This window comes from Kocuria sp. CPCC 205235 (assembly GCF_040980905.1).
Classification (GTDB): domain Bacteria; phylum Actinomycetota; class Actinomycetes; order Actinomycetales; family Micrococcaceae; genus Kocuria; species Kocuria carniphila.
Genome location: NZ_JAVKPR010000001.1, coordinates 211102 through 236650 on the forward strand (window position 1 = coordinate 211102; position 25549 = coordinate 236650).

A 25549-nucleotide genomic window follows, 5' to 3' on the forward strand; every position below is an offset into this window, starting at 1 on the left:
TGGTGGGGCTCAACCGGAGAGCTAGCACAGTCGGCAGAAGTGCCTGTGGATAACTCGAACTGACCGACCCCGAGACCGCCTACAGTCGCGGTCATGAAAGCCGCTCGAGTACTGAGTTTCGACCCGTTGCCAGATGTGTTGCCGACGGTCGACTGGGGTCTGCGCGCTCCTCAGCTCAACGCGGACCCCGCCATGGTGCGCCTGACCCGCGGATACTGGTTCCACAAGCCAGAGCATTACGAACCCGCGATGCTCTCCGTGCTGCTGCACCGACACTTCCGGCGGAACATGAGCGGCTTGCCGATCACCGGCCTCCACGCATTGCGGTTGTACAAGGTGCCCGTCGACTCCACTCAACACTGGATCAATCCGACGCTCGGACACGAACCCGCTCCGCGAGCACGCGCCTTTGTGAGCGCCATGGGCTCACCCCACCTGGCCTGGAACCGTTACCGCCCCACGTCAGAGCTGGGTGGTGCCACATTGACCAAGTCCTATGGGCTGAACCCGTACTTGGGTCCATCGGAGTGCGCCCTCACCCATCCGATCGAAGCACTGACCGTGGCCGCCCCTTACCTGTCCGCGTGGCGAATCATTGCCTGTTTGGACTACCTGCTGGCGCACCGGATCCAGGTCACCAACAAGATCTGGCTGAAACCGTTCGACCGTGAAGAAATCTCGCGGACTCTCGCCCTGCTTCCCCCACGCTCACGCTCCGCCTGTCGAATCGCCAGACTTCTGAGCCACGCGGTGGAACGCACGTGGTCTTCACCCGAAACGTTGACTCGATTGCTGGTCCTCAAGAACGGCTTCCCGCCGCCCAGCATGAACCCACTGGTGATGCTGGATGGCCGGGAACGATTCCCCGACCTCGCATGGGTCGCCAAGCGGACGGCCCTCGAATACAACAGCAATGACCACGCAATCGACACTCAGATCTACCGGGACGAGAACTACAGGCTCGAACGCTTTCGTGATGCTGGATGGAAGGTGCGAGTGCTGACCTGGGACGACCTCAGGCACCCAGACCGTCGAGCCCAGTGGATGTGCTGGTTGGATCAGCAGTTGCGCTAGGTGACCGGTTGATCCGCGCTGCTGAGCCTGGTTGCGAAATTCGGAACGCGGGACCAGACCCCGCGCAACCATTTGATGCGACCGTACTGCAGAGTAACCGGGTCTACCACACAGTAAGACCGAATGAAATGGCTCATTGGACGCCCGAGGGAAGGTCGTCGCCCAGGGGAAGAGACTGGTCAGCACGGCACCCGAGACAGAGCTTCACACGTGTTTCCTCAAACCTTTGATAATTTTGCGCGGAGGTAGTGACGCGAGTCACGATCATCAGTACTATCTATTCCAACGACCATTCGGTCAGTAATCACAGATCTTGCCGGGCCCGGACCGCGCAACTCATGATCCTGGAGCTTCCATGGCTACAAACGCAGCTTCCCCGCCCGCACAGCAGCAGGCGCACACCATGTCCCGCGAAGAGCGCAAGGTTCTCGCCGGCACCCTGGTGGGCACAACCATCGAGTGGTACGACTTCTTCATTTACGCTCAGGCAGCGGCCTTCATCCTGGCCACGCACTACTTCAACCCGGCAGGCGCTGAGAATCCGGCTGTGGGACAGATCGTCGCCTGGGCTTCCCTGGGCATCAGCTTCCTGTTCCGTCCGCTGGGCGCCATCGTGGCTGGCCATATCGGCGATAAGTACGGTCGTAAGATCACACTCGTGCTGACGCTGTTCGGCATGGGCGCGGCCACCACTTTGATCGGCCTGCTTCCCACCTACGAACAGATCGGTATTGCGGCGCCCATTATTCTGCTCTGCTTGCGCGTCCTGCAGGGCTTCTCAGCCGGTGGCGAGTGGGGAGGCGCGGCCCTGATGGCTGTGGAGCACGCCCCCAACCACAAGCGCGGCCTGTTCGGGGCTTACCCGCAGATCGGCGTGCCCTTGGGCATGCTGATGGCCACCCTGTTCATGTTCGGCGTGACATCCCTGCTGACCCCCGAGCAGTTCGAGTCCTGGGGCTGGCGCGTTCCGTTCTTGTTCTCGATCGTGCTGATCGGTGTTGGCTACGCGATTCGCCGCGCGGTGGATGAGTCTCCCGTGTTCGTTGCCATGCAGCAGCGCGCCAAGGAGTCTTCAGCTCCGCTGGGCCAGTTGTTCCGCACCAACAAGCGCGAAGTAACCCTGGCCGCCCTGATCTTTGCCGCCAACAACGCCGCCGGTTACCTAGTGATCGCGTTCTTCGCGTCCTACGGTGCCACGGTCCTGGGTATGCCCCGATCCGAAACCCTGGTCGCATCCCTGATCGGGGGCATCGGCTGGTTGATCTTCACGATGCTCGGCGGCTGGATGTCAGACAAGATCGGACGAAAACTGACGTTCCAGCTGGGTTACGCGTTCATCATCCTGTGGGCCATCCCCATGTGGTTCATGCTGAATACGGCATCGCTGCCACTGTTCGCGGCGGCGATCTTCATCCTGACCATCGGCCTGGGCCCGTCCTATGGCCCTCAGTCCGCGATGTACGCGGAGATGTTCCCGGCTCGTGTCCGCTACTCCGGCATCTCGATCGGTTACGCACTCGGATCCATCATTGGCGGCGCATTTGCCCCCTTGATCGCCCAACTGCTGCTGAACGAAACTGGCCAGTCCTGGACCATTGGCCTCTACATCGCTCTGCTCTCCGTCGTGTCCTTCACGGCCGTGTGCTTCGTCCGCAAGTCGGACCAGGGCCGCGACCTGCACATCGAGGAAGTGCACGAGGAATTCATTGCCAAGCACCCGGGCGAAGAAGTTCCCCCGGTACTGCCCGAGGACATGGACAGCAATGCCCCGCAGCACCGCCGGTAAAGCTCCGCGCAGTGCATGCAACTGAATCACAGATGTGGCCGGATCCTTCGCGGGTCCGGCCACATCGCATTCGCAGGTCATTCAGCTCCGACCCTCAGCATGAAACCGAACGCATTGGAGCCGAAAAAGTCCGAATCCCGCAATCCCGACCGAGTGTATTGACGTAGGTCACAAAGTCGTGGAATCTTTAGATGAACGATCGGTCAGTTATTGCCCCTGCGAAGGAGACAGCATGTCCACGATGCCGCAAGCTTTTCTAGTCGGAGGGGCCCGCACCCCTGTAGGTCGGTACGGCGGGGCACTGTCCTCCGTTCGCCCTGACGACATGGCCGCCCTCTGCATCAAGTCCGTGGTCGAAGCCGCCGGCATCGATCCCGCAGCCGTTGACGAGGTCATCCTCGGTAACGCCAACGGCGCCGGTGAAGAAAACCGCAATGTGGCCCGCATGGCGTGGCTGTTGGCCGGCTACCCGGACACCGTGCCCGGCATCACCGTGAACCGTTTGTGCGCGTCCGGCATGTCCGCGATCACCATCGCCTCCCAAATGATCAAGTCCGGCGCGGCTGACATCGTGATTGCCGGTGGCGTGGAGTCCATGTCCCGTGCCCCGTGGGTTGTCGAGAAGCCCAAGACCGCGTTCGCCAAGCCCGGCGAAGCCTTCGACACCTCCATCGGCTGGCGCTTCGTGAACGAGAAGTTCGAGGACGGCCCGCTCTCCCGCGACGGCAAGGCCACCTACTCCATGCCGGAAACTGCAGAGGAAGTGGCCCGCGTGGACAACATCTCCCGTGAGGACTGCGACGAATTCGCCGCCGAGTCCCACGCAAAGGCCATCAAAGCCATTGAGGCCGGCCGCTTCAAGGACGAAATCGTGCCGGTCGAGGTCAAGGGCCGCAAGGGTGCCGTCACCACCGTTGACACCGACGAGGGTCCTCGAGCCGGCTCCACCCTGGACGTCCTGGCTAAGTTGCGCCCCGTAGTCAAGGGCGGTTCCGTAGTCACGGCCGGTAACGCCTCATCCCTCAACGACGGCGCCTCCGCCATCATCGTGGCCTCCGAGAGCGCCATCGAGAAATACGGTTTGAAGGCCCGTGCCCGCGTGATCGACGGTGCTTCCGCCGGGCTGGCTCCCGAGATTATGGGCCTGGGCCCGGTCCCCGCCACAGAGAAGGTCCTCAAGCGTGCGGGCTGGACCGTGGATGACCTCGGGGCCGCCGAGATCAACGAAGCCTTTGCCAGCCAGTCCCTGGCCTCGATCCGCCGTCTTGGTTTGAACCCGGACATCGTCAACCGCGACGGCGGTGCCATCGCCCTGGGCCACCCGCTGGGCTCCTCCGGCTCGCGCATCGTGATCACCCTGCTGGGCCGCATGGAACGCGAGAACGCGGACAAGGGTCTGGCCACCATGTGTATCGGCGTGGGCCAGGGTGCTGCCATGCTCGTGGAGAAGGTGTGATGCCCGCATGAGCGAGCACGCGACGTCGTCGAACGGTAAGAATCAAGCCGAAGCGAATCAGCAGATCCTGCAGGGTGACTTCAGCGCCATCCGTCTGGAAGAAACCCCGGACCGCCTGCACGTGATCCTGGACCGCCCGGACGTGCGCAACGCGATCGACCAGACCATGGTCGACGAGCTGCACACCGTGTGCGGCTACCTGGAACGCAACCCGAAGATCATGATCCTGTCCGGCACGGAAGTGAACGGCAAGGGGATTTTCGCCTCGGGTGCGGATATCGCGCAGCTGCGCGAGCGGCGTCGTGAGGATGCGCTGCGCGGGGTGAATTCGCAGATTTTCGACCGGATCGCCAAACTGCCCATGCCCGTGATCGCTGCGCTGGACGGCTACGCGCTGGGTGGCGGTGCGGAACTCGCGTGGGCCGCGGATTTCCGCTTGGGAACCCCGTACGTGAAGATCGGCCAGCCGGAAACCGGCCTGGGAATCATCGCCGCTGCGGGTGCCCTGTGGCGCATCAAGGAACTCGCGGGTGAACCGGTGGCCAAGGAGATCGTGCTGGCCGGACGCATCCTCAACGCGGAAGAAGCCTTGGCCGCGCACCTGATCACCGAAATTCACGAACCGGCTGAACTGGTGAATGCCGCGCACGCGCTGGCCGACCGCATCGGCAAGCAGGACCCGCTGGCCGTGCGCGTGTCCAAGCGCGTGTTCCACATGCCGCGCGAGTCCCACCCGCACGTGGACGAACTCGCGCAGGCGGTCCTGTTCGAATCCCAAGCCAAGTTTGACCGGATGCAGGCGTTCCTGGACCGGAAGAAGGAGAGCAAGAAATGAGCGAAGAGACCAAGGGCACTGTTCCCGCCAAGGTGGGCGTGCTGGGCGGTGGCCGCATGGGTGCGGGTATCGCGCACGCGTTCCTGATCTCCGGCTCCAACGTCACCGTGGTCGAGGCGAATCCCCAGGCGGCCGCGGCTGCCAAGGAGCGCATCGAATCCGACCTTGCCAAGTCGCTTGAGCGCGGCAAGATCGACGGCAACCTGGACAAGTGGGCAGAGAACCTCGCTGTGAGCCTCGAGCACTCCGATTTCTCCGAGTGCGAGCTGGTCATCGAGGCCGTTCCCGAGATCTGGGACCTCAAGGTCTCCTCGCTGCAGCAGGTCGAGGCGAACCTCTCCGAGACCGCATGGCTGGCCACCAATACGTCCTCCCTGTCCGTGGACGGGCTGGCTGCCGAGCTCAAGCGCCCCGAGCGCTTCTGCGGCCTGCACTTCTTCAACCCGGTTCCGGCCTCCAAGCTCGTGGAGATCGTGATCGGCAAGCAGACCAGCGATGAGCTGCAGAAGCTGACCCTCGAGTGGGTGGCCGGCATCGGCAAGACCCCGGTCACCGTGAACGACGCTCCCGGCTTCGCGTCTTCCCGCTTGGGCGTTGCGCTGGGTCTCGAGGCCATTCGCATGGTCGAGGAAGGCGTGGCCTCCGCCGAGGACATCGACAACGCCATGGTGCTCGGCTACAAGCACCCCATCGGACCGCTCGCGCTCACGGACATCGTGGGTCTGGACGTGCGCCTGGGCATCGCGGAGTACCTCGAATCCAAGCTCGGCCCGCGCTTCGCACCCCCGCAGCTCATGCGCGACATGGTTGAGCGCGGCGAATTGGGCAAGAAGTCCGGCAAGGGTTTCTACGACTACTCGTAGCCTCGTCTCGGGTTCTCCGGCATAGCTGGATTCCCGCCCGACGACGCCGCTCGGCCCGCCCCACGGGCACATCGCACCATCCCCGGTGGATAGTTCATACATGAACTATCCACCGGGGCTTTTCGTTTGCATTGGTTAATAGTTAGCTGCTGCTGTCAGCCGCGCGGGGAAGCGGATTCCCCCGCTCGACACGGCAGCCCGAGGGGCTGAGCAGCGGATCACGATTCCGTCACGAGGTATTGCATTCGCAAATCACCCCGGGAAGTGTGGGTTGTGACCTGAACGGCAACCACCTCCAAGGAGGTCAGGATCATGAACAAGAAAGCTACTGCCATCACCGCAACTGCTCTCTCCATCCCGCTGCTGGTGGGCTGCGGCCAGGCCGATACCGAGGCCACCGCGAGCCCCGCAGCGGACAGCGCGGAAGGAACCACCAGCCCCGCGGCTCAGACCGCTCACGGTTCTGGCACCGAGGAGCCCGCACAGGGCACCGAATCTGCGACACCCGGCGCAGACCCGGCTTCAACCGCAACCGGTGAGCAATCCGACGGCGCAGAACAGCTGCCTGCAGTAGCCGATCCGTGCGCTGGCCAGTGCACTGAAACCGGACGCATCCCCGTGGAGCACCCCAAGTTCGGTGCCATGGAGGTCGTGACCTATCACGAGGTCACGAGCCCCGAGGGCGCTGCGCCCAGCACCGGTCTGGCTTCATACGCTCTGTACCAGAACGGTCAGCCCGTGGGTTACGTGGGATCGGAAGACAGCAGCCCCGTGGTGTCCTTCGGCACTTCCCCCTCCCTGGGTGGCCAGAAGTGGGAGCTCAACAACGGCTCCAACGTGGACAAGTACGGCAATGTGTACCTCTCCTATGACAAGGGTGTGACCGTGTTGACGCCCACCGATCAGGGCTACGACTCCAACGGCACCATGCCCCCGGGTGAGGGTGCAGTAAAGACCCCGTTCTCCAATGCTGATCTGAAAATCAGTGAGGACGGAGAACCCACTGTGATTCAGAAGACCCTGGAGGGCGAAGGCCGGGAGACCGGGGAAACCGTGAACTACGTCTGGGACGGCCAGGCTCTGGTTCCCGAACAGTAAATGTGCTGAGCGGCAGCTCGCGCCCCCGAATAAGACTGCGGCCCCACTTCACACGAAGCGGGGCCGCAGTCCTGATTTTGGCTGGGGAGCAGCCGTCAAAAATCAACTGCATGGACATTGGATAATGTGACAGCACCTTCACACTACAGAATGTGACGATACGTGCACCCCTCCAGAAGTGACGGTATGTACACAAATAATCATGTGATGGTACGTTCACATCATGGGGAACCGAGCTATCACAACAGGACGCCAACTAGGCGCAGCAATCCACGACGCTCGCACCCGTGCCGGACTGACTCAGGCCTCGCTGGCAACAAGCGCCGGAGTCTCCCGCAAGTGGCTGATCGGCCTCGAACAAGGGGCACGGACGGGAGCCGAGCTAAGCAAAGTGCTCGCGGTCTTGCGAGCCCTAGATCTCTCCATCCAGCTAATCGAGCAGCCAGAGCAAGACGAGGCAGGATCACCACAAGCTAAGGCCTCCACCCCGGGCACCGTATCTGCGCAAAAGATCAGAGACTCAACCACATCTGAAGCTCGAAAAGCATTGAACATCATGCGTCAATATTCGGCGCCGTCACGCACCACACTCGACGTCGTGCGGCAAGCTGCCCAGGTTCGGCCTGAGCTCCTCGAAACCATGCGCCAAGCCGCCCAGCTCCCACCCGAGCTCCTCGAAACCATCCGCCAAGCGACCAAGCTCACCGGCAACACACTCCCTGACGATCATCCGAAGCAGGATGATGCAGGATGAAAGAATTGCTTGTGCTGCTCCATGGAGAAGTAGTCGGTGTTCTGATTCAAAGCCCGCAAGGGAACCGAACGTTCCAATACCTCAAAGACTCGGACCCCGCCTTAGAGGTCTCCGTGGCATTGCCGTACCGCCTGGCCCCATACCCGAGACGGGCGACTGACGCGTTCATTGAGGGTCTTCTGCCAGAAGGAGAAGGCGTAAGGGAGGCTCTAGCCCACAATTTCGGTATCTCTTCTGGAAATCCGTTCGCGCTCCTGGAACACATTGGATTGGAGTGCGCAGGTGCTATCCAGTTTGCACGCCCAGATGAACTGGATTCAGCTCGGCAAAGTAAAGGTAACTTGATTCCGTGCACAGAACGCGAGGTTGGTGAGCGCCTACGCGCACTAATCTCTCAGCCCAAGGGGTCCTGGCTTGTTGACAGAGAACGCTGGTCGTTAGCAGGAGCACAATCGAAGTTTGCCTTGCGCTGGGACGACGGGTGGTTCGAAGCAACGGGGGCGGAGCCAACCACTCACATTTTTAAACCTGGCATTCATGATTTTCGAGACCAAGCGCTCAATGAGCATCTTTCGCTCCGAACACTCTCGAAAGTTGGGCTCACGGTTGCCAACTCAAGGTATATGCAATTCGACGGCACAAATGCCATTGTTGTGGAACGCTACGACCGGATGACAATCGATGGCAGAGTGCTTCGCATCCATCAAGAAGACTTCTGTCAGGCAACATCGACCCTACCGACCAAGAAATACGAAGCTCAACAGGGTCCAAGCGCACTGTCAATTGTCCGAACCCTACGCCGGGCGGGTGCAGAGGAAAGCGAGGTCCTGCGGTTCATCGAAGGGTTGATAGGGAACTATCTAATCGGTGCGCCAGATGCGCACGCAAAGAACTATTCGATAATTCTTGCACCGGATGTAGTGGCCCTTGCCCCGCTATACGACGTAGCCTCTGGCTTACCTTACGAGTACAAGAATGAAAACGGATTCCCCGATAAAAAGGACGGGCTACGAAACGCTGCCATGGCCATAGGCGGTGAGCGGCGGTTCGGACGAGTTGCACACAGACACTGGGCCAAATTCGCCGCAGAAGCCAAAGTTGATGGGCAATGGCTCCTGGCAACTGTGCGGGTGCTCGCAATGATGATTCCTGATGCTCTAGAAGAAGTCATCTCCGAAGAACGTCATGCGGTTACCGGCAGTCAACTGCCTGATCGACTACTTCCAACGGTCAGGTCACTGTGTGAAACTACGATCACCCTTCTCGATCGCTAGCTCCACGACTGAGGCCTGAGTCTCAGATCACCGCTCCACGAGGATCCCGTCCTCATCAGCCCACACGGTCTTGCCGGGGCGGAAGGTCACCCCACCGAAGTTCACAATCACGTCCGTCTCGCCCGAGTCATTGGGCTCCGACTTGCGGGGATTGGTGCCCAACGCCTTGACGCCGATCTGCAGCGTGCCCAGTTCCACGCGGTCGCGCACGGGGGCGTTGACGATCACACCGGCCCAGCCGTTCTCCATGGCGGTGCGGGCCACGTTGTCGCCCAGGAGTGCGCGGTTCATGGATCCTTGGCCGTCGACCACGAGCACTGCGCCGTCGCCCGGGGTGGCCACGAGCTTCTTGACCTCCACGTTGGACTCGAAGCAGCGCACGGTACGGATGGGGCCGGTGAACCGATGCACACCGCCCACCGAGATCATCTGGGTGGTCACGGACTGCAGGTCCTCGCCGTGCTCGTCGTACAGGTCAGCGGTCGCAAAGCTCATGGGTCGCCTTTCGTCGGCAGAAATTACGTGAAACACGGGTCGCCGACGGCTCTCTACTCGCGGGTGCCGAGGTCACGAAAACGTGAGCTCCGGCTTCGAGGCGCGTGAGCGGCGTCGTCGGCGGGAATGTTCTGGAGGCTACGTGAGGTCACCGTCCGGATCAATGGTGGGCGCGGGCTGGTGCCGCCGCAGGAAGCGGTAGACCTCGGTCTCGTCCACCCCCGGGAAGGCACCGGCCGGCATCGCCGCAAGCATGTGGGTCGCGGGCCTTGCCGAGGGCCAGGACTGCCCGTCCCACGTATCCGCGAGCGCGCCGGGCGGCTCTTGGCAGCACGCGGGGTCGGGACAGGTGGACTGCTTGCGCACGGCGGTGTCCCTGTTGCGGAACCATTTGACGTGCTCGTAAGGCACCCCGAACGCAATGGAGAACTCGCCGCCCGTGGACCGCTCCACCCGCGCCGAACACCAGAACGTGCCGCCGGGGGTATCCGTGTACTGGAAGTGCGAGAGCAACCGGTTGGTCGCCGAAAACGCCTGCCGTGCAGAGAAGTAGCGGCACGCGCGCTGGCCTTCGACCGCGCCGGTGTGGTCGGTGGGGAATGCGATGCCGTCATTGGACCAGGCCTTGTGGATGATCCCGGAGGAATGGACCTTCTCGAAGTGCGTGGGGATCCCGAAGTGCTGGGTCATCAAGTTGGTCATGCGGTGCGCGGCGGTCTCGTGGGAGACGGCGAACGCGTCGCGCAGGTCGTCCACGGACAGCTCCCGGCGGGCCTTGGACTCGGCGAGCAACTTCACCGCCGAGGACTCCGGAATCATGAGCGCGGCCGCAAAGTAGTTGGTCTCAACCCGCTGCTCCAGGAACTCCCCATAGTTCTCGGGACGCTTGTGGTCCAGCAGCAAATGCCCCACGGCCTGCAGCAACACGGACCAGGTGGAGCCGATACTCGAGCGCGCCGGCAGGTAGAACCGCTTGTTACGCAGGTCGGTGACCGACCGAGTCGAGTGCGGCAGATCCGGGACCTGGTGGATCTCGAACCCCACGTGGGAGACCAGCGACGAAATGTGGTGCTCAGAGAGTGGCCCACCGCCGTGCCCGATGGCCGCCAGCAGCTCCCCGGCCATCGTCTCGATGCGTTCGAAGTAGTTGTTGAGTTTCTGCATGCGCGCCCGCAGGTCGGTGTTGGCGCGTCGGGCTTCCTCGGGTGTCGCTGCCTGTTCATCCAGACGGTGGGCGAGCTGCCGTTGCAGCGCGACGATGGCCTCGAGCGCCTCGGTACTCAGCCCCGGCCCCACACGCACGGACGGCAGCCCCAGCGACGAGTACATGGGCCCGCGCTGTACCCGCTCCACCTCGATCTCCAGCTCCATGCGCTTGGACTGCGTCTTGGCACCGATGAGCTGCTCGACGGACGTGTCCAGCGCCTTGGCGATGGCCGCCAGCGTGGAGAGTTTGGGTTCGCGCTTTCCGTTCTCGATCAGCGACAACGCCGACGCCGCCATGCCCACCTGATCGGCCAGCTGCCCCAGGGTCACGCGGAGCCTCTTACGGCGGTAGCGGATGCGGCGACCCACGGCGATAGGGTCCGCGGGATCGCCGTCGAAGACCGAATCGGCGGGCGGGGCAGAAGGTGCGCTCGCGCGGGTGCGTTGGCCCTGCGGCGTCGTCGAACGAGGTGCCATGGCACGAGCTTACGGAAAACATGCCGAAACGTGAAGAACTTGATTTCTTCACAGAATTTTCTGGGTGCAACCGGCTGAAAACCCGCCAAAGTAGTAGTCACAAGGCACAGAGCGGCGGAACTTCATCGCACAACCGTCGCATCACAAGGACGAAGGAGACCGTCATGAACCCCACGAACAGCAATCAGCGCAGCGCCCAGGAGATTCAGCAGGACTGGGACGAGAATCCCCGCTGGCTCGGTATCACCCGTGATTACACGCCCGAGGAGGTCCTGCGTCTGCAGGGTTCCTTTCGAGAGGAGCACACCCTCGCACGCCGCGGTGCAGACCAGCTCTGGCAGCTGCTCAACACGGAGGATTACATCAATGCTCTGGGCGCTCTGACCGGTAACCAGGCGGTTCAGCAGGTCAAGGCCGGCCTCAAGGCCATCTACCTCTCCGGTTGGCAGGTCGCCGGTGACGCCAACCAGGCCGGGCAGACATACCCGGATCAGTCCCTGTACCCCGCCAACTCGGTGCCGCAGGTGGTCCAGCGCATCAACAACGCACTGCGTCGCGCGGATCAGATCGAGCACTCCGAGGGCATCAAAACGGTCGACAACTGGATGGCCCCGATCGTCGCGGATGCGGAGGCCGGTTTCGGCGGCCCGCTCAACGCTTTTGAGTTGATGAAGTCCATGATCAACGCCGGCGCCGCAGGTGTGCACTGGGAGGACCAGCTGGCCTCCGAGAAGAAGTGTGGTCACCTGGGCGGCAAGGTACTCGTTCCCACGCAGCAGCACGTGCGCACCCTGAACGCCGCCCGCCTGGCCGCGGACATCGAGGATGTTCCCACCCTGATCATTGCCCGCACCGACGCCGAGGCCGCCACCCTCATCACTTCCGACGTGGACGAGCAGGACGCCGAGTTCATCACCGGCGAGCGCACCTCCGAAGGCTTCTACAAGGTCCGCAACGGCCTGGAGCCCTGTGTGGCCCGCGCCAAGGCCTACGCTCCCTATTCGGATCTGATCTGGATGGAGACCGGCACCCCGGACCTTGAGCTCGCTCGCAAGTTCGCAGACGCCGTGCACGAGGACTTCCCGGACCAGATGCTCGCGTACAACTGCTCGCCGTCCTTCAACTGGAAGAAGCACCTGGACGACGAGACCATCGCCAAGTTCCAGCGCGAACTCTCCGCCATGGGCTACCGCTTCCAGTTCATCACCCTGGCCGGTTTCCACGCCCTCAACTACTCGATGTTCGACCTGGCCCACGGTTACGCCCGCAACCAGATGACCTCGTACGTCGAGCTGCAGGAGCGCGAGTTCGCCGCCGAGGAACGCGGCTACACCGCCACCAAGCACCAGCGCGAGGTGGGCACCGGGTACTTCGATCTGGTCTCCCAGGCTGTGAACCCCAACTCCTCGACCACCGCTCTGGCCGGCTCCACGGAGACCGCGCAGTTCTGAGCGATGCGCGAGTAGTCGCCTCCAAGTAGAAGTAGTCGTGTCGCCCGGAGGGCATGATCCTCCGGGCGACCGTTATGTCAGGATTCACCCTGGCGAATCGCGCCACCTTCCCCCTCGCGCCTGAGCACTCTCGATCAGGCGAAGGGCGTTGGCAAAAGAGAGCTGCGCTTCCCGCCTGCCGTTCCCTCACGCGAAATTGTCGGCGCATGGTGCTCTGGCAAGCGTGATGTGAGGAAACCGCAGGGTGCAGCCTGATGTGAGGAAGATGCAGATTCCGGGCCCCGAAACTGCATTGTCCTCACATAAGGCCATCCGAATGCTGTTACCTCACCTGAGATTGCACATGGACTGCCCGACGGCCAACCGCTCTCTCGACCAATTATCGACGACGCCGCTCGCTCGCGTCCGTCGCACCAGGCCCCTCAGCGCTGCGGCCCGCACACTCGTCAGTGAGTGTGCGGGCCGCAGTGCTGTTCCGTGCGCGGGGTAATCCGTCAGGACTTCTTCTTGGTGTCCTTGAGGAAGTTGGTGATGCGAATCGTGCAGAGGCGCTTGCCGGTGTCGATGTGGCTGATGACCACTTCGTGAGTTGTGGCCGAGCGGCCCAGGTGAATGGCTGTGGCCACGCCGCGGATCATGCCGGAGCGTGCGGAGGAGTGGTGGGTCGCGTTGATGTCCACGCCCACGGCCACCTTGCCGAACGTGGAGGCATGAATTACCGCGGCCCACGAACCGAGCGCCTCGCCCAGGGCCACGGATGCACCGCCGTGCAAAAGGCCCAGCGACTGACGGTTACCTTCCACCGGCATGGTCGCGACCACGCGCTCGGCGGACTGCTCCTCGATCACCACGCCCATCTTGTTGTCCAACTCGCCCAGCTGGATGGTCCACGGCTCGTAGGGTTGGCCGTCCGCGTCCTCGAAGGGGAGCTTCTCGCGGTTCTTCCGGTCCTGGTCCGCGCGGATGTCCGCCGGGGTGGGGTCCTCGTGCATGGTTCCTCCTTAACTTGGCGTCCGACGCCGCCGCGGTGCGTTGCGTGCGCGAGGTACCCGAGCGGCGTCGTTGCCCGAAAAACGGTGGTGCGCTGTTGTGACCTAGGTTATCCTGGACTAAATACTGACCGATCGTTCGGCTTGAAGTGTTGAGAAGGGACCGGCGCGTGAGCACCCAAACCAAAACCCAGGACATCGAGATCCTCCCCAGCTACGTGAGCGGCCAGTGGTGGCAGCCGGAGAACCCGGAGCGAGTCGCGGACGTGAACAACGCCGCGACCGGCGAGCTCGTGGCCCGCGTCAGCACCGACGGCCTGGGCACCGCCGCCGCCATTGAATACGGCCGCACGGTGGGCCAGGAAAACCTGGGCAAGCTGCGCATTCACGACCGTGCGCTGATCCTCAAGCAGCTCGCGCAATACCTGACCGAGCACAAGGACGAGCTCTACGAGATCTCCTACGCCACGGGCTCCACCGCCAAGGACCACCTGATCGACATCGACGGCGGCATCGGCACCGTATTTACGTTCTCCTCCAAAGGTCGCCGCGAACTGCCCAACTCAAACGTGATCGTCGACGGCGCCGTGGAACAGCTCTCGCGCGACGGCTCGTTCCTGGGTGAGCACATCTACACCCGCATCCCCGGTGTGGCCGTGCAGATCAACGCGTTCAACTTCCCGGTATGGGGCATGCTCGAGAAGTTCGCTCCGGCGTTCATTGCCGGCGTTCCGTCCATCGTGAAGCCCGCGACGCCCACCGGTTACGTGACCGAGACGTGCGTGCGCCTGATGCTGGATTCCGGCCTGCTGCCTGAAGGTTCGCTGCAGCTGATCTCCGGCTCGGCCCGTGACTTGCTCGACCACTTGGACGCCCGCGATCACGTGGCGTTCACCGGCTCAGCCGCGACCGCCAAGTCCCTGCGCTCACACACGAACGTGCAGGACAAGGGCGTGCGCTTCACCGCGGAGACCGACTCCCTCAACGCAGCGATCATGGCCCCGGACGTCACCTCCGATTCGCCCGAGTTCGAAGCGTTCGTGAAGTCCGTGGTCCTGGAGATCACCGCCAAGGCAGGTCAGAAGTGCACCGCCGTGCGCCGCGTGATCGTCCCGCAGAACATCCGCTCGGAGGTCATCTCGGCCATCGAGTCCCGCGTGTCCGAACGCGCGAAGGTGGGCGATCCTCGTTCCTCTGACACCACCGTTGGTGCCCTGGCCTCCGACGAGCAGCAGTCAGAGGTTTCTCGCTCCGTACGCGCCCTGATCGACGCCGGCGCGGTCGTGGAATTCGGCGGCCCGGAGGCGCTGTCCTCAGTTCCGTCCGAGGGCTCATTCTTCCCCGTGACCCTGCTGTCCTTCGACGACGCTCGCACCCCCGCCGTGCACGAGGTCGAGGCCTTCGGCCCCGTCACTTCCGTGATCAGCTACGACGGTTCTGTGTCCGACGCCGTGGAGATCGCGGCACTCGGCGGCGGCTCCCTGGTGGCCACGGTGTGCACGCACTCGCCAGAACTGGCCGGTGAATTCGCGGCAGGTATCGGCTCCCACCACGGCCGTGTATTGTTCCTGGACCGCGACGACGCCAAGACCTCCACCGGTCACGGCTCCCCCGTTCCGCACCTGGTGCATGGTGGACCCGGTCGCGCCGGCGGCGGTGAAGAGCTCGGTGGTATCCGCGCGGTGAAGCATTACATGCAGCGCACCGCCGTCCAAGGTTCCCCGGATCTGCTCACCGGCATCACCGGCCAGTGGCACTGGGGCGCGACGGCCAACACCGTGACCCGGGAGGACGTTGAGAACGGCACGGGCGAGCACCCGTTCCGCAAGTCGCTGGAGACGCTGCGCATCGGTGACCAGTTCGTCTCCGACCTGCGCACCGTCAAGCTCGACGACATCCTGGAATTCGCGGACAAGACCGGCGACACCTTTTACGCGCACACGGACGAGGAGGCCGCTATGGCCAACCCGTTCTTCCCGCGCCGCGTGGCCCACGGCTACCTGTTGGTCTCCTGGGCCGCCGGCCTGTTCGTGGAGCCCGCCCCGGGACCCGTGCTGGCCAACTACGGCCTGGAGAACCTGCGCTTCATCACTCCGGTCACCTATGACGACGCCATCCGCGTGACCCTGACCGCCAAGAAGATCACCCCGCGCGTGACCGATGAATACGGCGAGGTCGCCTGGGACGCCCGTCTGACCAACCAGAACGACGAGATCGTCGCCACCTACGACGTGCTGACTCTGGTCTCCAAGACCTGGCCGATGCCGGAGGACACTGAGTAACCCGGGCTGGCCAAGCAACTGAAAACGGCGGTGGTGGGGACTCGATTCGAGTCCCCACCACCGCCGTTGCGTTCCTGCCACCTGACTAGGAACCAGAACTCAGTCACTCTCAGGCCACTCGGCACGGCCGGGACAGATTCCTGGCACTCTAAAGCCACTCAGAGCGGCTCTGGGCGGCGTGAAAGTGTCTGAAATCTTGGCGGCGGCCTAAGGACGTCTCAGATCTCGGCGGTGACTCGAAATCTGCCGCTACATCGCCCGCAGCCCGGCGAAGATCATCTTGACCGCGGTGTCCGAGAGCTGGTCCACGGTTCCGGAGCGTTCGGGCTGGTACCAGTCCACGATCGAGTTGACCATGCCCAGCATCAAACGGGGCGCGGACTTGTTGGAGATGTCGGTGCGCAGGTCGCCTTCGTCCTGGGCCGTGCGCACCAGGTTCTCGACCATCCGCGTCAATTGCCGACGCCGCTCGAGCGCCTTCAGCTCGACCGGCGAGTTCCCGCGCAGTCGCAGCAGCAGCGTCACGTAGGGCATTTGATCCACCAGCACCCGCACGGAGCCCTGAATGATCATCTCGAGCTTGTTCACGGCGCGGGAATCGGTGGCCTGGACGTGCTCAAAAACGGCCTCCAGGGAATCCAGCGCGCGGTTGAGCGCCTGTTCCAGGATCTCTTCCTTGGAGGCCACGTGGTGGTAGATCGCGGACTTGGAAATACCCAGGTGAGTGGACAGCGTGCCCATGGACGTGGCGTCGTAACCGTGGCGGTTGAACACCTCCACGCACACGGCCAGCAAAGTCTCCCGGTCATAGCCTGGACGGCCACGACGTGGTGCCGAGGCGGCGTCGTCGTGTGTAAGTGAGCGTGGCTGTGCTGGCATGAACCCGGACTCTACTTTCAGTTACTGAACAATCACAACAGGCTACCGCGAGCCGAACGCGCCGAGCACCGGAGGAAATCCCCCGGTGCTCGGCGTCATGGCTGATCAGCCCCTACTTCTCGCGGTGATCGTAAATGCGGCGCAACTTGCCGGAGGAACGCTCCAGCGAGCCGGGCTCCACCACATTGATCGAAGCCGAAGAACCGATCTTGGTCTTGATCTCGTGGACGAGCTTCTTGCCGCCCTCCTGAGCCTCCTCGAGCGTGGCCCCCTCACGGCGCTCGATGTGGATGGTCATCTGGTCCATGCGCTTGGGCCGGGTGATCTCCAACGTGAAGTGCGGGGAGAGGGTCGGGACCTGCAGCGCGAGTTCCTCGATCTGGGAAGGGAACAGGTTCACCCCGCGCAGGATGATCATGTCGTCCGAACGGCCCGTGATGCGGCCCATGCGGCGGTGACCCGGGCGCACCGAACCCGGCAGCAAACGTGTCAGGTCGTGGGTGCGGTAACGAATGATCGGCAACGCCTGCTTGGTCAGTGACGTGAAGATCAGCTCACCGGGCTCACCCGTGTCCAGCACGCGATCGTCGAACGGGTCGATGATTTCCGGGCGGAAGTGGTCCTCCCAGATGTGGGAACCGTCCTTGGTCTCCACGGACTCGCCGGCCACGCCGGGGCCCATAACCTCGGACAGGCCGTAAATGTCGCACGCGGTGATGTTGAAGGTCTTCTCGATCTCGTGGCGCATTTCCTCGGTCCACGGCTCGGCACCGAGCACGGCGTGCTTGAGGGAGGTCTCGCGCGGATCGATCCCGTGCTTACGGAAGCCATCGGCAATGGTCAGCAGGTAGGTGGGGGTGGACAGGATGATTTCCGGCTGGAAATCCTGAATCAGCTGCACCTGCTTGTCGGTCTGACCGCCGGACATCGGGATCACGGCGCACCCGAGGCGCTCGGCGCCGTAGTGGGCACCCAGGCCACCGGTGAACAGGCCGTAGCCGTACACGTTGTGCACCTTGTCGCCGGGCTTCACGCCGGACATGCGGAAACAACGGGCCACCAGGGTTCCCCAGGTCTCCAGATCATCCTCGGTGTAGGCCACCACGGTGGGCTGACCGGTGGTTCCGGAGGACGCGTGGATGCGGCGGATCTCGGACATGGGCGTGGCGAAGGACTTGAACGGGTAGGACTTTCGCAGGAACTCCTTGTCCGTGTACGGGAACTTGGCCAGGTCTTCCAGTTCCTTGAACTCATCGGGGTGCACGCCGTGCTCGTCGAAGAGTTCCTTGTACGCGGGAACGTTCTCGTAGGCGTAGTGCAGGGTCCAGTTGAGACGCTCGGTCTGCAGCGCCTCGATCTGGTCCCGGCTCATGGTCTCTTCGGGATCCGGCTGCGAGGGATCCGCGGACTTGGTGGGCTTGTACGGATTGGGAACGGAGCAGGTGGTCATGACCTTCAAGCTTTCTGACGGTTGGGCACGGTGCGGCTGCGGCCGCGGAACTGGGCGACCACGGAGCCGTCTTCGGCTGTGACGCACAGGTCGTAGAGGCCGCTGCGACCGGTGGTGGCGATCTCACGACCCTCGGCGGTCAGGGTCTGACCGACTCGAGCTGAACTGATGAAGTTGATGTCCACACCCTGCGCCACCGTAATGGTGCTGCCATCCCCGGTGGGATCGTTGCAGGCCATGGCGAAGCACGAATCAGCCAGGCTGAAGATCATGCCTCCGTGGACGATGCCAAAACCATTGAGCATCTCCTCCCGCACGGTCATGCTGATCACGGCGTGGCCCGGGTCCGCACGGTGAACCGTGATCCCCAGCCACTGCGAGGTCTTGTCTCCTCGCAGAATCGGATGGTCCGGCATGTTGTCTCCCTCACATTATATGACCGAATGGTCAGTAGGGAATCGCAGAATGCAATGTTCTGTCAAGTGCATCACAAATTTTCGCATTGTGTGTTGACGCCCACACCGTACGGTTATATCCTGAACGAGCGGTCAGTTATTATCGAAGCGGAGTCCGCGGCAGCATGCTCCGCCCCAACTCATCCGTGAACTGAGGGACACCATGACTGAACAAACCACTTCCACCGAGAACTCCGTGGACCAGCAGCACTTTGCCACGCTCATTGCGGACGATTCCCGCATCGAGCCCCGCGACTGGATGCCCGAGGCCTACCGCAAGACCCTGACCCGTCAGGTTTCTCAGCACGCGCACTCGGAAATCATCGGCATGCAGCCGGAGGCCAACTGGATCACCCGCGCACCGAGCCTCAAGCGCAAGGCCATCCTGATGGCCAAGGTCCAGGACGAGGCCGGCCACGGTCTGTACCTGTACTCCGCCGCCGAGACCCTGGGCACTCCCCGCGAGGTCCTCAACCAGCAGTTGCTGTCCGGCAAGGCCAAGTACTCCTCGATCTTCAACTACCCGGCACGCACCTGGGCAGACATGGGCGCGATCGGCTGGCTGGTGGACGGCGCAGCCATCTGCAACCAGGTTCCCCTGTGCCGCGCGTCCTACGGACCCTACGGCCGCGCCATGGTCCGTATCTGCAAGGAAGAGTCCTTCCACCAGCGCCAGGGCTGGGAGATCCTGTACGAACTCTCCCACGGCTCCGAGGAACAAAAGCAGATGGCCCAGGACGCGGTGAACCGCACCTACGGTCCCGCCCTGCAGATGTTCGGCCCGCCGGATGCCGACTCCCCCAACTCCCAGCAGTCCATGGAGTGGAACATCAAGCGTTTCTCCAACGACGAGCTGCGCCAGCGTTTCGTGGACATGATCGTTCCGCAGGCCGAGGCCCTGGGCCTGACCCTGCCGGACGCCGATCTGAAGTGGAACGAGGAGCGCGGTCACTACGACTACGGCCAGCTGGACTGGGACGAGTTCATGTCCGTGATCAAGGGTTCCGGCCCGTGCAACGTGCAGCGCATGCAGCGCCGTCGTAAGGCCCACAGTGACGGCGCCTGGGTGCGCGAGGCCGCCGAGGCCTACGCCAAGCGTCAGATGCAGGCCGCTGCCCAGGCAGCAGAGTCCGCCACCGACAGCCCAGAAGTCAGCATTGTTGCGGGCCGCGCGTCCGCCGAACTCATCGGAGCCTGAACATGAGCGAAAACACCACCGGTAACTGGCCCCTGTGGGAGGTCTTCGTGCGGTCCTCGCGCGGCCTGTCCCACGTGCACGCCGGTTCCTTGCATGCCCCGGATGCCACCATGGCCGTGCGCAACGCACGCGACCTGTACACCCGCCGCAATGAGGGCACCAGCGTGTGGGTCGTTCCGGCGGACGCCATTACGTCCTCCGATCCGGATTCCAAGGGCGGCTACTTCGAGTCCGCTCAGGGCAAGAGCTACCGCCACGCCACCTACTACACCAAGAGTGAGGGAGTGAAGCACCTGTGAGCGCCTTCGCATCTCACGATTCCGCGACCAAGCAGTCCGCCGGTAACGCCATCACCGCCGAGGACATCGCGGGCTCCGGTGGCCAGGCGTCCGAGCCGGTCGCCCAGTACGCGCTGCGTCTCGGTGACGATTCCCTGATGCTGGCTCAGCGTCTGGGCTGGTGGATCTCCCGCGCTCCCGAGCTCGAGGAAGACATTGCCCTGGGCAACATTGCCCTGGACATGGTGGGCCACGCCCGCTTCCTGTTGACCTATGCGGGCTCCGCGTGGGGCAAGTCCGAGGACGACCTCGCGTACTTCCGTGACGAGGAAGATTTCCGTTCGGTGCGCCTGGTCGAGCAGGAGAACGGTGATTTCGGGCAGACCATTGCCCGTCAACTTTTGTTCTCCTTCTACCAGTACGAGCTCTACTCCGCGCTGCAGTCCTCCCAGGACCAGACCCTGGCCGCGATCGCGGACAAGGCCGTCAAGGAGGTCGAGTACCACCAGGACCACGCTGCGCAGTGGATTCTGCGCCTGGGCCTGGGCACCGAGGAGTCCAAGCATCGTATCCAGGAGGGTCTCTACTACATGTGGCCGTACTTGGACGAGCTGTTCGCGGACGAGCCGCTGCATGACGAGCTCGAGGGCATTGCGGTGCGCCCGTCCACGCTGCGCGAGAACACCATGAAGCGCATCGAGGCCCTGCTGGCCGAGGCCGGGCTCGAGGTCCCCAAAGTCACGCAGGCTCGCCTGCCCGACTCTCCGCGCAACGGTGAGTACTCGGAGTACCGCGGTTACATCCTGGCCGAAATGCAGTCGCTCGCGCGTAAGCATCCCGGGGCCAAGTGGTGATGTAGATGATCTCTCGCGTTTCTTCCGATTCCGTACTTCGTCACGACGCCGCTCCCCGCGAGTTGCCGCTGGGCCCGTCCCAGCGCCCCTCCGACGCGGAGGACGCCAAGCTGTGGGATATTGCGGCGACCGTGTGCGATCCCGAGATCCCCGTGCTCACGCTGGAGGATCTGGGTGTGCTGCGTGATGCGTACGCGGGCCAGGACGAGACCGTTGTGGTGATCACCCCTACCTACTCCGGCTGCCCCGCCATGGACACCATGGCCGCCGATCTGGAGACCGTGGTCCAGGCCGCCGGTTACCGCAACGTGCGCGTTGTGCAGGTGCTGCGCCCGGCGTGGACCACGGACTGGATGAGCCAGGACGGCCAGGCCAAGCTCACCGAGTACGGCATTGCCCCGCCCACCGGTCGCACGAGCGCCGGGCACAACTCGGGACCGGTCCGCTTGGCCCTGTCCGTCAAATGTCCTCGCTGCAGTTCGCTAAGCACGCGGGAGCTGACCCGTTTCGGGTCCACTTCGTGCAAGTCCCTCTGGGTCTGCAACGACTGCAAGGAACCCTTCGACTACTTCAAGGTGCACTGACATGAGCGAAACCATCGAGGCCACCGGCACCGAAACCGGCGAGGCCCAGCCCGTCGCCAAGCGCCGTGGCACGTTCAACACCCTCGAGGTCTCCGAGGTGCGTAAGCTCACCTCCGATTCCGTGGAGGTCACGTTCGCGGTGCCCGAGGACCTCGTGGCCGACTACAACTACCTTCCGGGTCAGTACGTGGCCGTGCGCGCCCAGATCAACGGCCACGAGGTGCGCCGTTCCTACTCGATCTGCGCGGACCCCAAGCCGGGTGAGATCCGCGTGGCCATCAAGAAGGACATGGGCGGCGTGTTCTCCACGTGGGCCAACGAGCAGCTCAAGGCCGGCGACGTCCTGGACGTGATGAACCCGCAGGGTGCCTTCACGTCCAGGGTGAACATCACCTCCATGAACAACCCGGAGGAGGTGGCGCGCCAGGAGGTGGCCAAGAACAAGAACGTTCACCTGGTGGCCTTTGCCGCCGGTTCCGGCATCACCCCCATCATGTCGATTGCCCGCGCGATCCTGCGCGCCTCGGACACGGCGTCCATGGACCTGGTGTACGCCAACCGTTCCTCGATGGACGTGATGTTCGCCGAGGAGCTGGGTGACCTCAAGGACAAGTACCCCTCCCGCGTGGCCATTCACCACGTGCTTTCGCGTGAGCAGCGGATTTCCCCGCTGATGTCCGGTCGTATCGACCAGGACAAGCTGGAGGAGCTGTTGGATCACGTGATCCAGGTGAACTCCGCGGACGAGTGGTTCCTGTGCGGCCCGTTCGAGCTGGTCCAGATGTGCCGCGACACCCTCAGTGAACGCGGTGTGGACGAGTCCAAGGTGCGCTTCGAGCTGTTCACCACGGGCAAGCCTGCCGCGCCGCAGGGCCAGCAGGGCCGCGTGGTCAAGGCCGACCCCAAGGGCGACAACTACAAGATCACCTTCACCCTGGACGGCGCCAGCGGCGAGGTGGACTCCCCGATGTCCGCCCGCGAGACCGTCCTCAATGCCGCGCTGCGCGTTCGCCCGGACGTTCCCTTCGCGTGCGCCGGTGGTGTGTGTGGCACGTGCCGCGCCAGGGTGACCGGCGGCGAGTTCGAGATGGAGGAGAACTTCGCGCTCGAGAAGGACGAGGTGGACGCCGGTTACGTGCTGACCTGCCAGACCCGCCCCACCTCCAAGGAACTGAGCGTCGACTTCGACGCTTGAGTTCGCGTGCTTTGCCGACGACGCCGCGCTGGGACCCGCGCGGCGTCGTCGTCGTATGTGCCCACTCGCCTCGGTCGAAACCGGGCGTAGGAACCGAATCGCAAGGAGAACCCCATGATTGACCTGACGATCGAGGACAACATTGCCCACGTGGTGCTCAACGCACCCAAGAAGCTGAATTCGTTGGACGCAGCCGCCCTGGACGCGCTGGCGCAGGCGTATACGGAGGCTGAGCAGGCGGGGGTGCGCGCCCTGGTGCTGCGCGGTGAGGGCCGTGCGTTTTGCGCGGGCCGTGATATCTCCCAGGTGGATCCGGCGACCGATGACACCGACGCGTACTTGACCGGCAAGGTGCAGCCGCTACTGCAGCAGATGGCCGATTTCCCGGCGCCCACGTTCGCCGCCGTCCACGGCGCGTGCCTGGGCGTTGGGCTGGGGCTGGCCATTGCCACGGATGTCGTTTACGTGGCCGAGGACGCCACCATCGGATCGCCGTTCGCCAACCTGGGAGCCACACTCGATTCGGGCGGGCACGCGCTGTTCACGGAGCGGCTCGGGGCCCATCGCACCCTGGATCTGATTTACACGGCGGAGATGATGAAGGGCGCGGAGGCGGTGGCCGCCGGCCTGTTCTCGCGGGCCGTCCCGGGCGATGAACTGCTGGACTTCACGATGAAGCGCGTCTCCAAGGCCGCCAAGGGTGCCACTCAAGCGTACCTGGCGTCCAAGAAACTCGTGGCGCAGGTACGCGATGCCAAGGTGGGTCTGTGGGACTCCATGGCCGCCGAGAACAAGGCTCAGGCGGCGCTGTGCTCAACCGAGGATTACGCGGAAGGTTTTGCGGCGTTCCAGGAGAAGCGCAAGCCGGAGTTCACCGGCAAGGGCTGACCAGGGGACGTCACTGAGCCAACGGGGCGGGTACTGACGCGAATTTCTCCCCGAATGATCGCGCCGGTACCCGCCCCTTCCGTTCATGGATGATGTCCCGGTGAACCGCCGTTGCACCGAGCTAAGGTGCAGCTCGACGTGGTGGGCCATGAACGGGCGCCGCAGTGACGTCTTGAAACCGTGGTCCATCCGGCGCTTTGGTTCCCCCTGATAGCGCCGAACGGGCAATGCTCAGAACCACGTTCCATATATATAGTAAGCACCCTTTCTAACGCTTTTTCAAGTGTTGTGACAGAAATGAAACCATTAATTCTTTGCACACGAACAGAGCGTGGGTGTCACGAGTTTCTGCCCATCACCAAAGCAGACTTGTGACGTGCTCGAACGGCACAGTCTCGGGGGGAGAAACTTTCGCTTACGCTGTGCTCATGTCAGATCACTCGAGCAGTGAATCCAAGCGCCGAGCCTCCGGGCGCACCGACCAGCCCCTCGAGGACGAACTGGTCGAAGAGTTCCAGAACACCGTCCAGGAGGGCACCGACCGACTGCATCGCACGTGGCGGGCCCTGATCATTACGGGCCTGTTCGGCGGCATCGATGTGGGTCTAGGCATCATGGCCATGATTGCGGTCATGGACGCCACGGGTTCCAAGCTTCTGGCGGGCATGGCGTTCGGCATTGGCCTGTTGGCGCTGCGACTGGCTCATTCCGAGCTGTTCACGGAAGACTTTCTGCTGCCCATCAATGCGGTGGTGGCGGGTCATGGCTCATGGCTGTCACTCGTTCGACTGTGGGCCGTGACCCTGGTGACCAACCTGGCCGGCGGTTGGGCTTTCATGTGGGTGGTCGTGGCGGCCTTCCCGGACATGACCGATTCCCTGATCAAGGTGTCGAGCGGGTACGTGGAAAACGGTCTGACGTTCGAAACCGTATGCCTGGCGTTGCTCGCCGGATCCACCATCACGCTCATGACGCGCATGCAGCAGGGCACGGGAAACGATGTGATGACGGCGGTCATCTCGCTCATCGGCGGTTTGCTCGTGGTGGGCATGGGCATGCTTCACGGGGCCTTGAATTCCATTGTCATGTTCGGAGCCATGCACGCGGGCTGGGAGTATTCCTACACCGACTGGTTCGTGTGGTTCGCGTGGGTGATCCCGTTGAACATGGTGGGGGGTCTGGTGATCATCACGCTGCCGCGATTGCTCCGCACGTGGGAGTTGCTCATGGCGGAGCGACGCGGGGAGCGCATTTCCGAGGCCACCGTGGAAGACGAAAAAGGCGACCAGAACGAGTAGCTGGCAGCTCGGCCGGGATTCGTTGGGGACGATTCCCATGAATTGGGCGTCAGTCGGCTCGGAAGCGGTACTCCACCGGTCGATTCTTTCGGGGTAAGGACTCCACGATCAGCTCGTAGGACTCGTGCACCAGCTCCGTCACCAGGTCTTCGGTGATCTGTTCGGAACCAGCCAGTGAGATCCAGTGCTTCTTGTTCATGTGCCAGCCCGGCTCGATGCCCTCCACGGTCTGGCGCAGGGCCACGGAGTGTTCGGGGTCCACCTTGAGGTTCACCAGAGGTCTGCCGTACGGGGATGCCACGAGAATGAAGATCTTGCCGGCCACCCGGTACACGGTGGTCTCGTCCCCGAACGGGAAGTCCTTTTCGGCCGAGGGCAGCTCAGCTGCCACCGAAGCGGCGTAGTCCTGGATCTGTTCTCCGTCCATGGC

The 25549-nt window shown here is 63.3% G+C and carries 24 protein-coding genes; 17 read left to right on the top strand and 7 right to left on the bottom strand.

Features of this window, described 5'->3' with window-relative positions:
- The first annotated feature begins 93 nt into the window (after positions 1-93).
- The 8 genes from RF638_RS01000 to RF638_RS01035 all read left to right on the top strand — a co-directional run bounded on the left by RF638_RS01000 (position 94) and on the right by RF638_RS01035 (position 9140).
- Positions 94-1074, top strand: a complete 981-nt coding sequence (locus RF638_RS01000) for a hypothetical protein (protein ID WP_368631007.1) — start codon at positions 94-96, stop codon at positions 1072-1074.
- 355 nt (positions 1075-1429) lie between these two features.
- A complete protein-coding gene (locus RF638_RS01005) occupies positions 1430-2860 on the top strand; it encodes an MFS transporter (protein WP_095796192.1) in 1431 nt (476 codons plus the stop codon).
- A 232-nt stretch (positions 2861-3092) separates the two neighbouring features.
- Positions 3093-4316, top strand: coding sequence for an acetyl-CoA C-acyltransferase (locus RF638_RS01010; protein ID WP_368841237.1), 1224 nt, complete (start codon positions 3093-3095; stop codon positions 4314-4316).
- Between the two features lie 7 nt (positions 4317-4323).
- A complete protein-coding gene (locus RF638_RS01015) occupies positions 4324-5151 on the top strand; it encodes an enoyl-CoA hydratase/isomerase family protein (protein WP_368841238.1) in 828 nt (275 codons plus the stop codon).
- On the top strand, positions 5148-6014 hold the full coding sequence (locus RF638_RS01020; protein WP_368841239.1) for a 3-hydroxyacyl-CoA dehydrogenase family protein: 867 nt from the start codon (positions 5148-5150) through the stop codon (positions 6012-6014). Before RF638_RS01015 ends, RF638_RS01020 begins: the two co-directional genes overlap by 4 nt.
- Positions 6015-6326: 312 nt before the next feature.
- Positions 6327-7112 carry a hypothetical protein gene (locus RF638_RS01025; protein ID WP_095796188.1) on the top strand — a complete coding sequence of 262 codons (786 nt, stop codon included), beginning with the start codon at positions 6327-6329 and terminating at the stop codon, positions 7110-7112.
- 223 nt (positions 7113-7335) lie between these two features.
- The gene (locus RF638_RS01030) at positions 7336-7866 is read left to right on the top strand and encodes a helix-turn-helix domain-containing protein (RefSeq protein ID WP_368841240.1); all 531 of its coding nucleotides are present in this window, start codon (positions 7336-7338) and stop codon (positions 7864-7866) included.
- Positions 7863-9140: a type II toxin-antitoxin system HipA family toxin gene (locus tag RF638_RS01035; protein ID WP_095796186.1), complete on the top strand. Its 1278-nt coding sequence runs from the start codon at positions 7863-7865 to the stop codon at positions 9138-9140. Before RF638_RS01030 ends, RF638_RS01035 begins: the two co-directional genes overlap by 4 nt.
- A gap of 27 nt (positions 9141-9167) precedes the next feature.
- Here the strand turns inward: RF638_RS01035 and rraA are convergent, their stop codons facing one another.
- Together rraA and RF638_RS01045 are read right to left on the bottom strand one after the other, a co-directional pair.
- Entirely contained in the window at positions 9168-9635 is a 468-nt protein-coding gene (gene rraA, locus RF638_RS01040; protein ID WP_095796185.1) for a ribonuclease E activity regulator RraA, read from the bottom strand.
- Positions 9636-9773: 138 nt separating this feature from the next.
- Complete coding sequence (locus RF638_RS01045; RefSeq protein WP_368841241.1) at positions 9774-11318, bottom strand: helix-turn-helix domain-containing protein; 1545 nt, start codon at positions 11316-11318, stop codon at positions 9774-9776.
- A 164-nt stretch (positions 11319-11482) separates the two neighbouring features.
- Here RF638_RS01045 and aceA point away from each other — a divergent pair, with 164 nt between their 5' ends.
- A complete protein-coding gene (aceA, locus tag RF638_RS01050; RefSeq protein ID WP_095796183.1) occupies positions 11483-12769 on the top strand; it encodes an isocitrate lyase in 1287 nt (428 codons plus the stop codon).
- A gap of 494 nt (positions 12770-13263) precedes the next feature.
- Here the strand turns inward: aceA and RF638_RS01055 are convergent, their stop codons facing one another.
- Positions 13264-13761 carry a hotdog fold thioesterase gene (locus tag RF638_RS01055; RefSeq protein WP_095796182.1) on the bottom strand — a complete coding sequence of 166 codons (498 nt, stop codon included), beginning with the start codon at positions 13759-13761 and terminating at the stop codon, positions 13264-13266.
- Between the two features lie 167 nt (positions 13762-13928).
- On the opposite strand from RF638_RS01055, the gene paaZ reads away from it, so the two are divergent.
- Positions 13929-16040 carry a phenylacetic acid degradation bifunctional protein PaaZ gene (gene paaZ, locus RF638_RS01060; protein WP_368841242.1) on the top strand — a complete coding sequence of 704 codons (2112 nt, stop codon included), beginning with the start codon at positions 13929-13931 and terminating at the stop codon, positions 16038-16040.
- 249 nt (positions 16041-16289) lie between these two features.
- Here the strand turns inward: paaZ and RF638_RS01065 are convergent, their stop codons facing one another.
- The 3 genes from RF638_RS01065 to paaI all read right to left on the bottom strand — a co-directional run bounded on the left by RF638_RS01065 (position 16290) and on the right by paaI (position 18785).
- Positions 16290-16919 (bottom strand): TetR/AcrR family transcriptional regulator, encoded by a 630-nt coding sequence (locus RF638_RS01065; protein WP_259915451.1) that lies wholly within the window; start codon positions 16917-16919, stop codon positions 16290-16292.
- Between the two features lie 112 nt (positions 16920-17031).
- On the bottom strand, positions 17032-18369 hold the full coding sequence (locus tag RF638_RS01070) for a phenylacetate--CoA ligase family protein (protein ID WP_303382943.1): 1338 nt from the start codon (positions 18367-18369) through the stop codon (positions 17032-17034).
- A 5-nt stretch (positions 18370-18374) separates the two neighbouring features.
- Complete coding sequence (gene paaI, locus RF638_RS01075) at positions 18375-18785, bottom strand: hydroxyphenylacetyl-CoA thioesterase PaaI (protein ID WP_303382944.1); 411 nt, start codon at positions 18783-18785, stop codon at positions 18375-18377.
- A 202-nt stretch (positions 18786-18987) separates the two neighbouring features.
- Here paaI and paaA point away from each other — a divergent pair, with 202 nt between their 5' ends.
- From paaA to RF638_RS01110, 7 genes are all read left to right on the top strand, one after another.
- Positions 18988-20022 carry a 1,2-phenylacetyl-CoA epoxidase subunit PaaA gene (gene paaA / locus RF638_RS01080; protein WP_303382945.1) on the top strand — a complete coding sequence of 345 codons (1035 nt, stop codon included), beginning with the start codon at positions 18988-18990 and terminating at the stop codon, positions 20020-20022.
- Between the two features lie 2 nt (positions 20023-20024).
- Entirely contained in the window at positions 20025-20321 is a 297-nt protein-coding gene (gene paaB, locus RF638_RS01085; protein ID WP_016995969.1) for a 1,2-phenylacetyl-CoA epoxidase subunit PaaB, read from the top strand.
- Positions 20318-21154 carry a 1,2-phenylacetyl-CoA epoxidase subunit PaaC gene (gene paaC / locus RF638_RS01090; protein ID WP_368841243.1) on the top strand — a complete coding sequence of 279 codons (837 nt, stop codon included), beginning with the start codon at positions 20318-20320 and terminating at the stop codon, positions 21152-21154. Before paaB ends, paaC begins: the two co-directional genes overlap by 4 nt.
- 5 nt (positions 21155-21159) lie before the next feature.
- Complete coding sequence (paaD, locus tag RF638_RS01095) at positions 21160-21738, top strand: 1,2-phenylacetyl-CoA epoxidase subunit PaaD (protein WP_303382947.1); 579 nt, start codon at positions 21160-21162, stop codon at positions 21736-21738.
- Position 21739: 1 nt separating this feature from the next.
- Positions 21740-22933: a 1,2-phenylacetyl-CoA epoxidase subunit PaaE gene (paaE, locus tag RF638_RS01100; protein WP_368841244.1), complete on the top strand. Its 1194-nt coding sequence runs from the start codon at positions 21740-21742 to the stop codon at positions 22931-22933.
- 114 nt (positions 22934-23047) lie between these two features.
- Positions 23048-23821, top strand: coding sequence for an enoyl-CoA hydratase/isomerase family protein (locus RF638_RS01105; RefSeq protein WP_095796174.1), 774 nt, complete (start codon positions 23048-23050; stop codon positions 23819-23821).
- A gap of 428 nt (positions 23822-24249) precedes the next feature.
- Positions 24250-25119, top strand: a complete 870-nt coding sequence (locus RF638_RS01110) for a formate/nitrite transporter family protein (RefSeq protein ID WP_095796616.1) — start codon at positions 24250-24252, stop codon at positions 25117-25119.
- Between the two features lie 49 nt (positions 25120-25168).
- Here RF638_RS01110 and RF638_RS01115 read toward each other — a convergent pair whose 3' ends face one another.
- The gene (locus tag RF638_RS01115) at positions 25169-25546 is read right to left on the bottom strand and encodes an MmcQ/YjbR family DNA-binding protein (RefSeq protein WP_259915444.1); all 378 of its coding nucleotides are present in this window, start codon (positions 25544-25546) and stop codon (positions 25169-25171) included.
- Between the last annotated feature and the right edge of the window lie 3 nt (positions 25547-25549).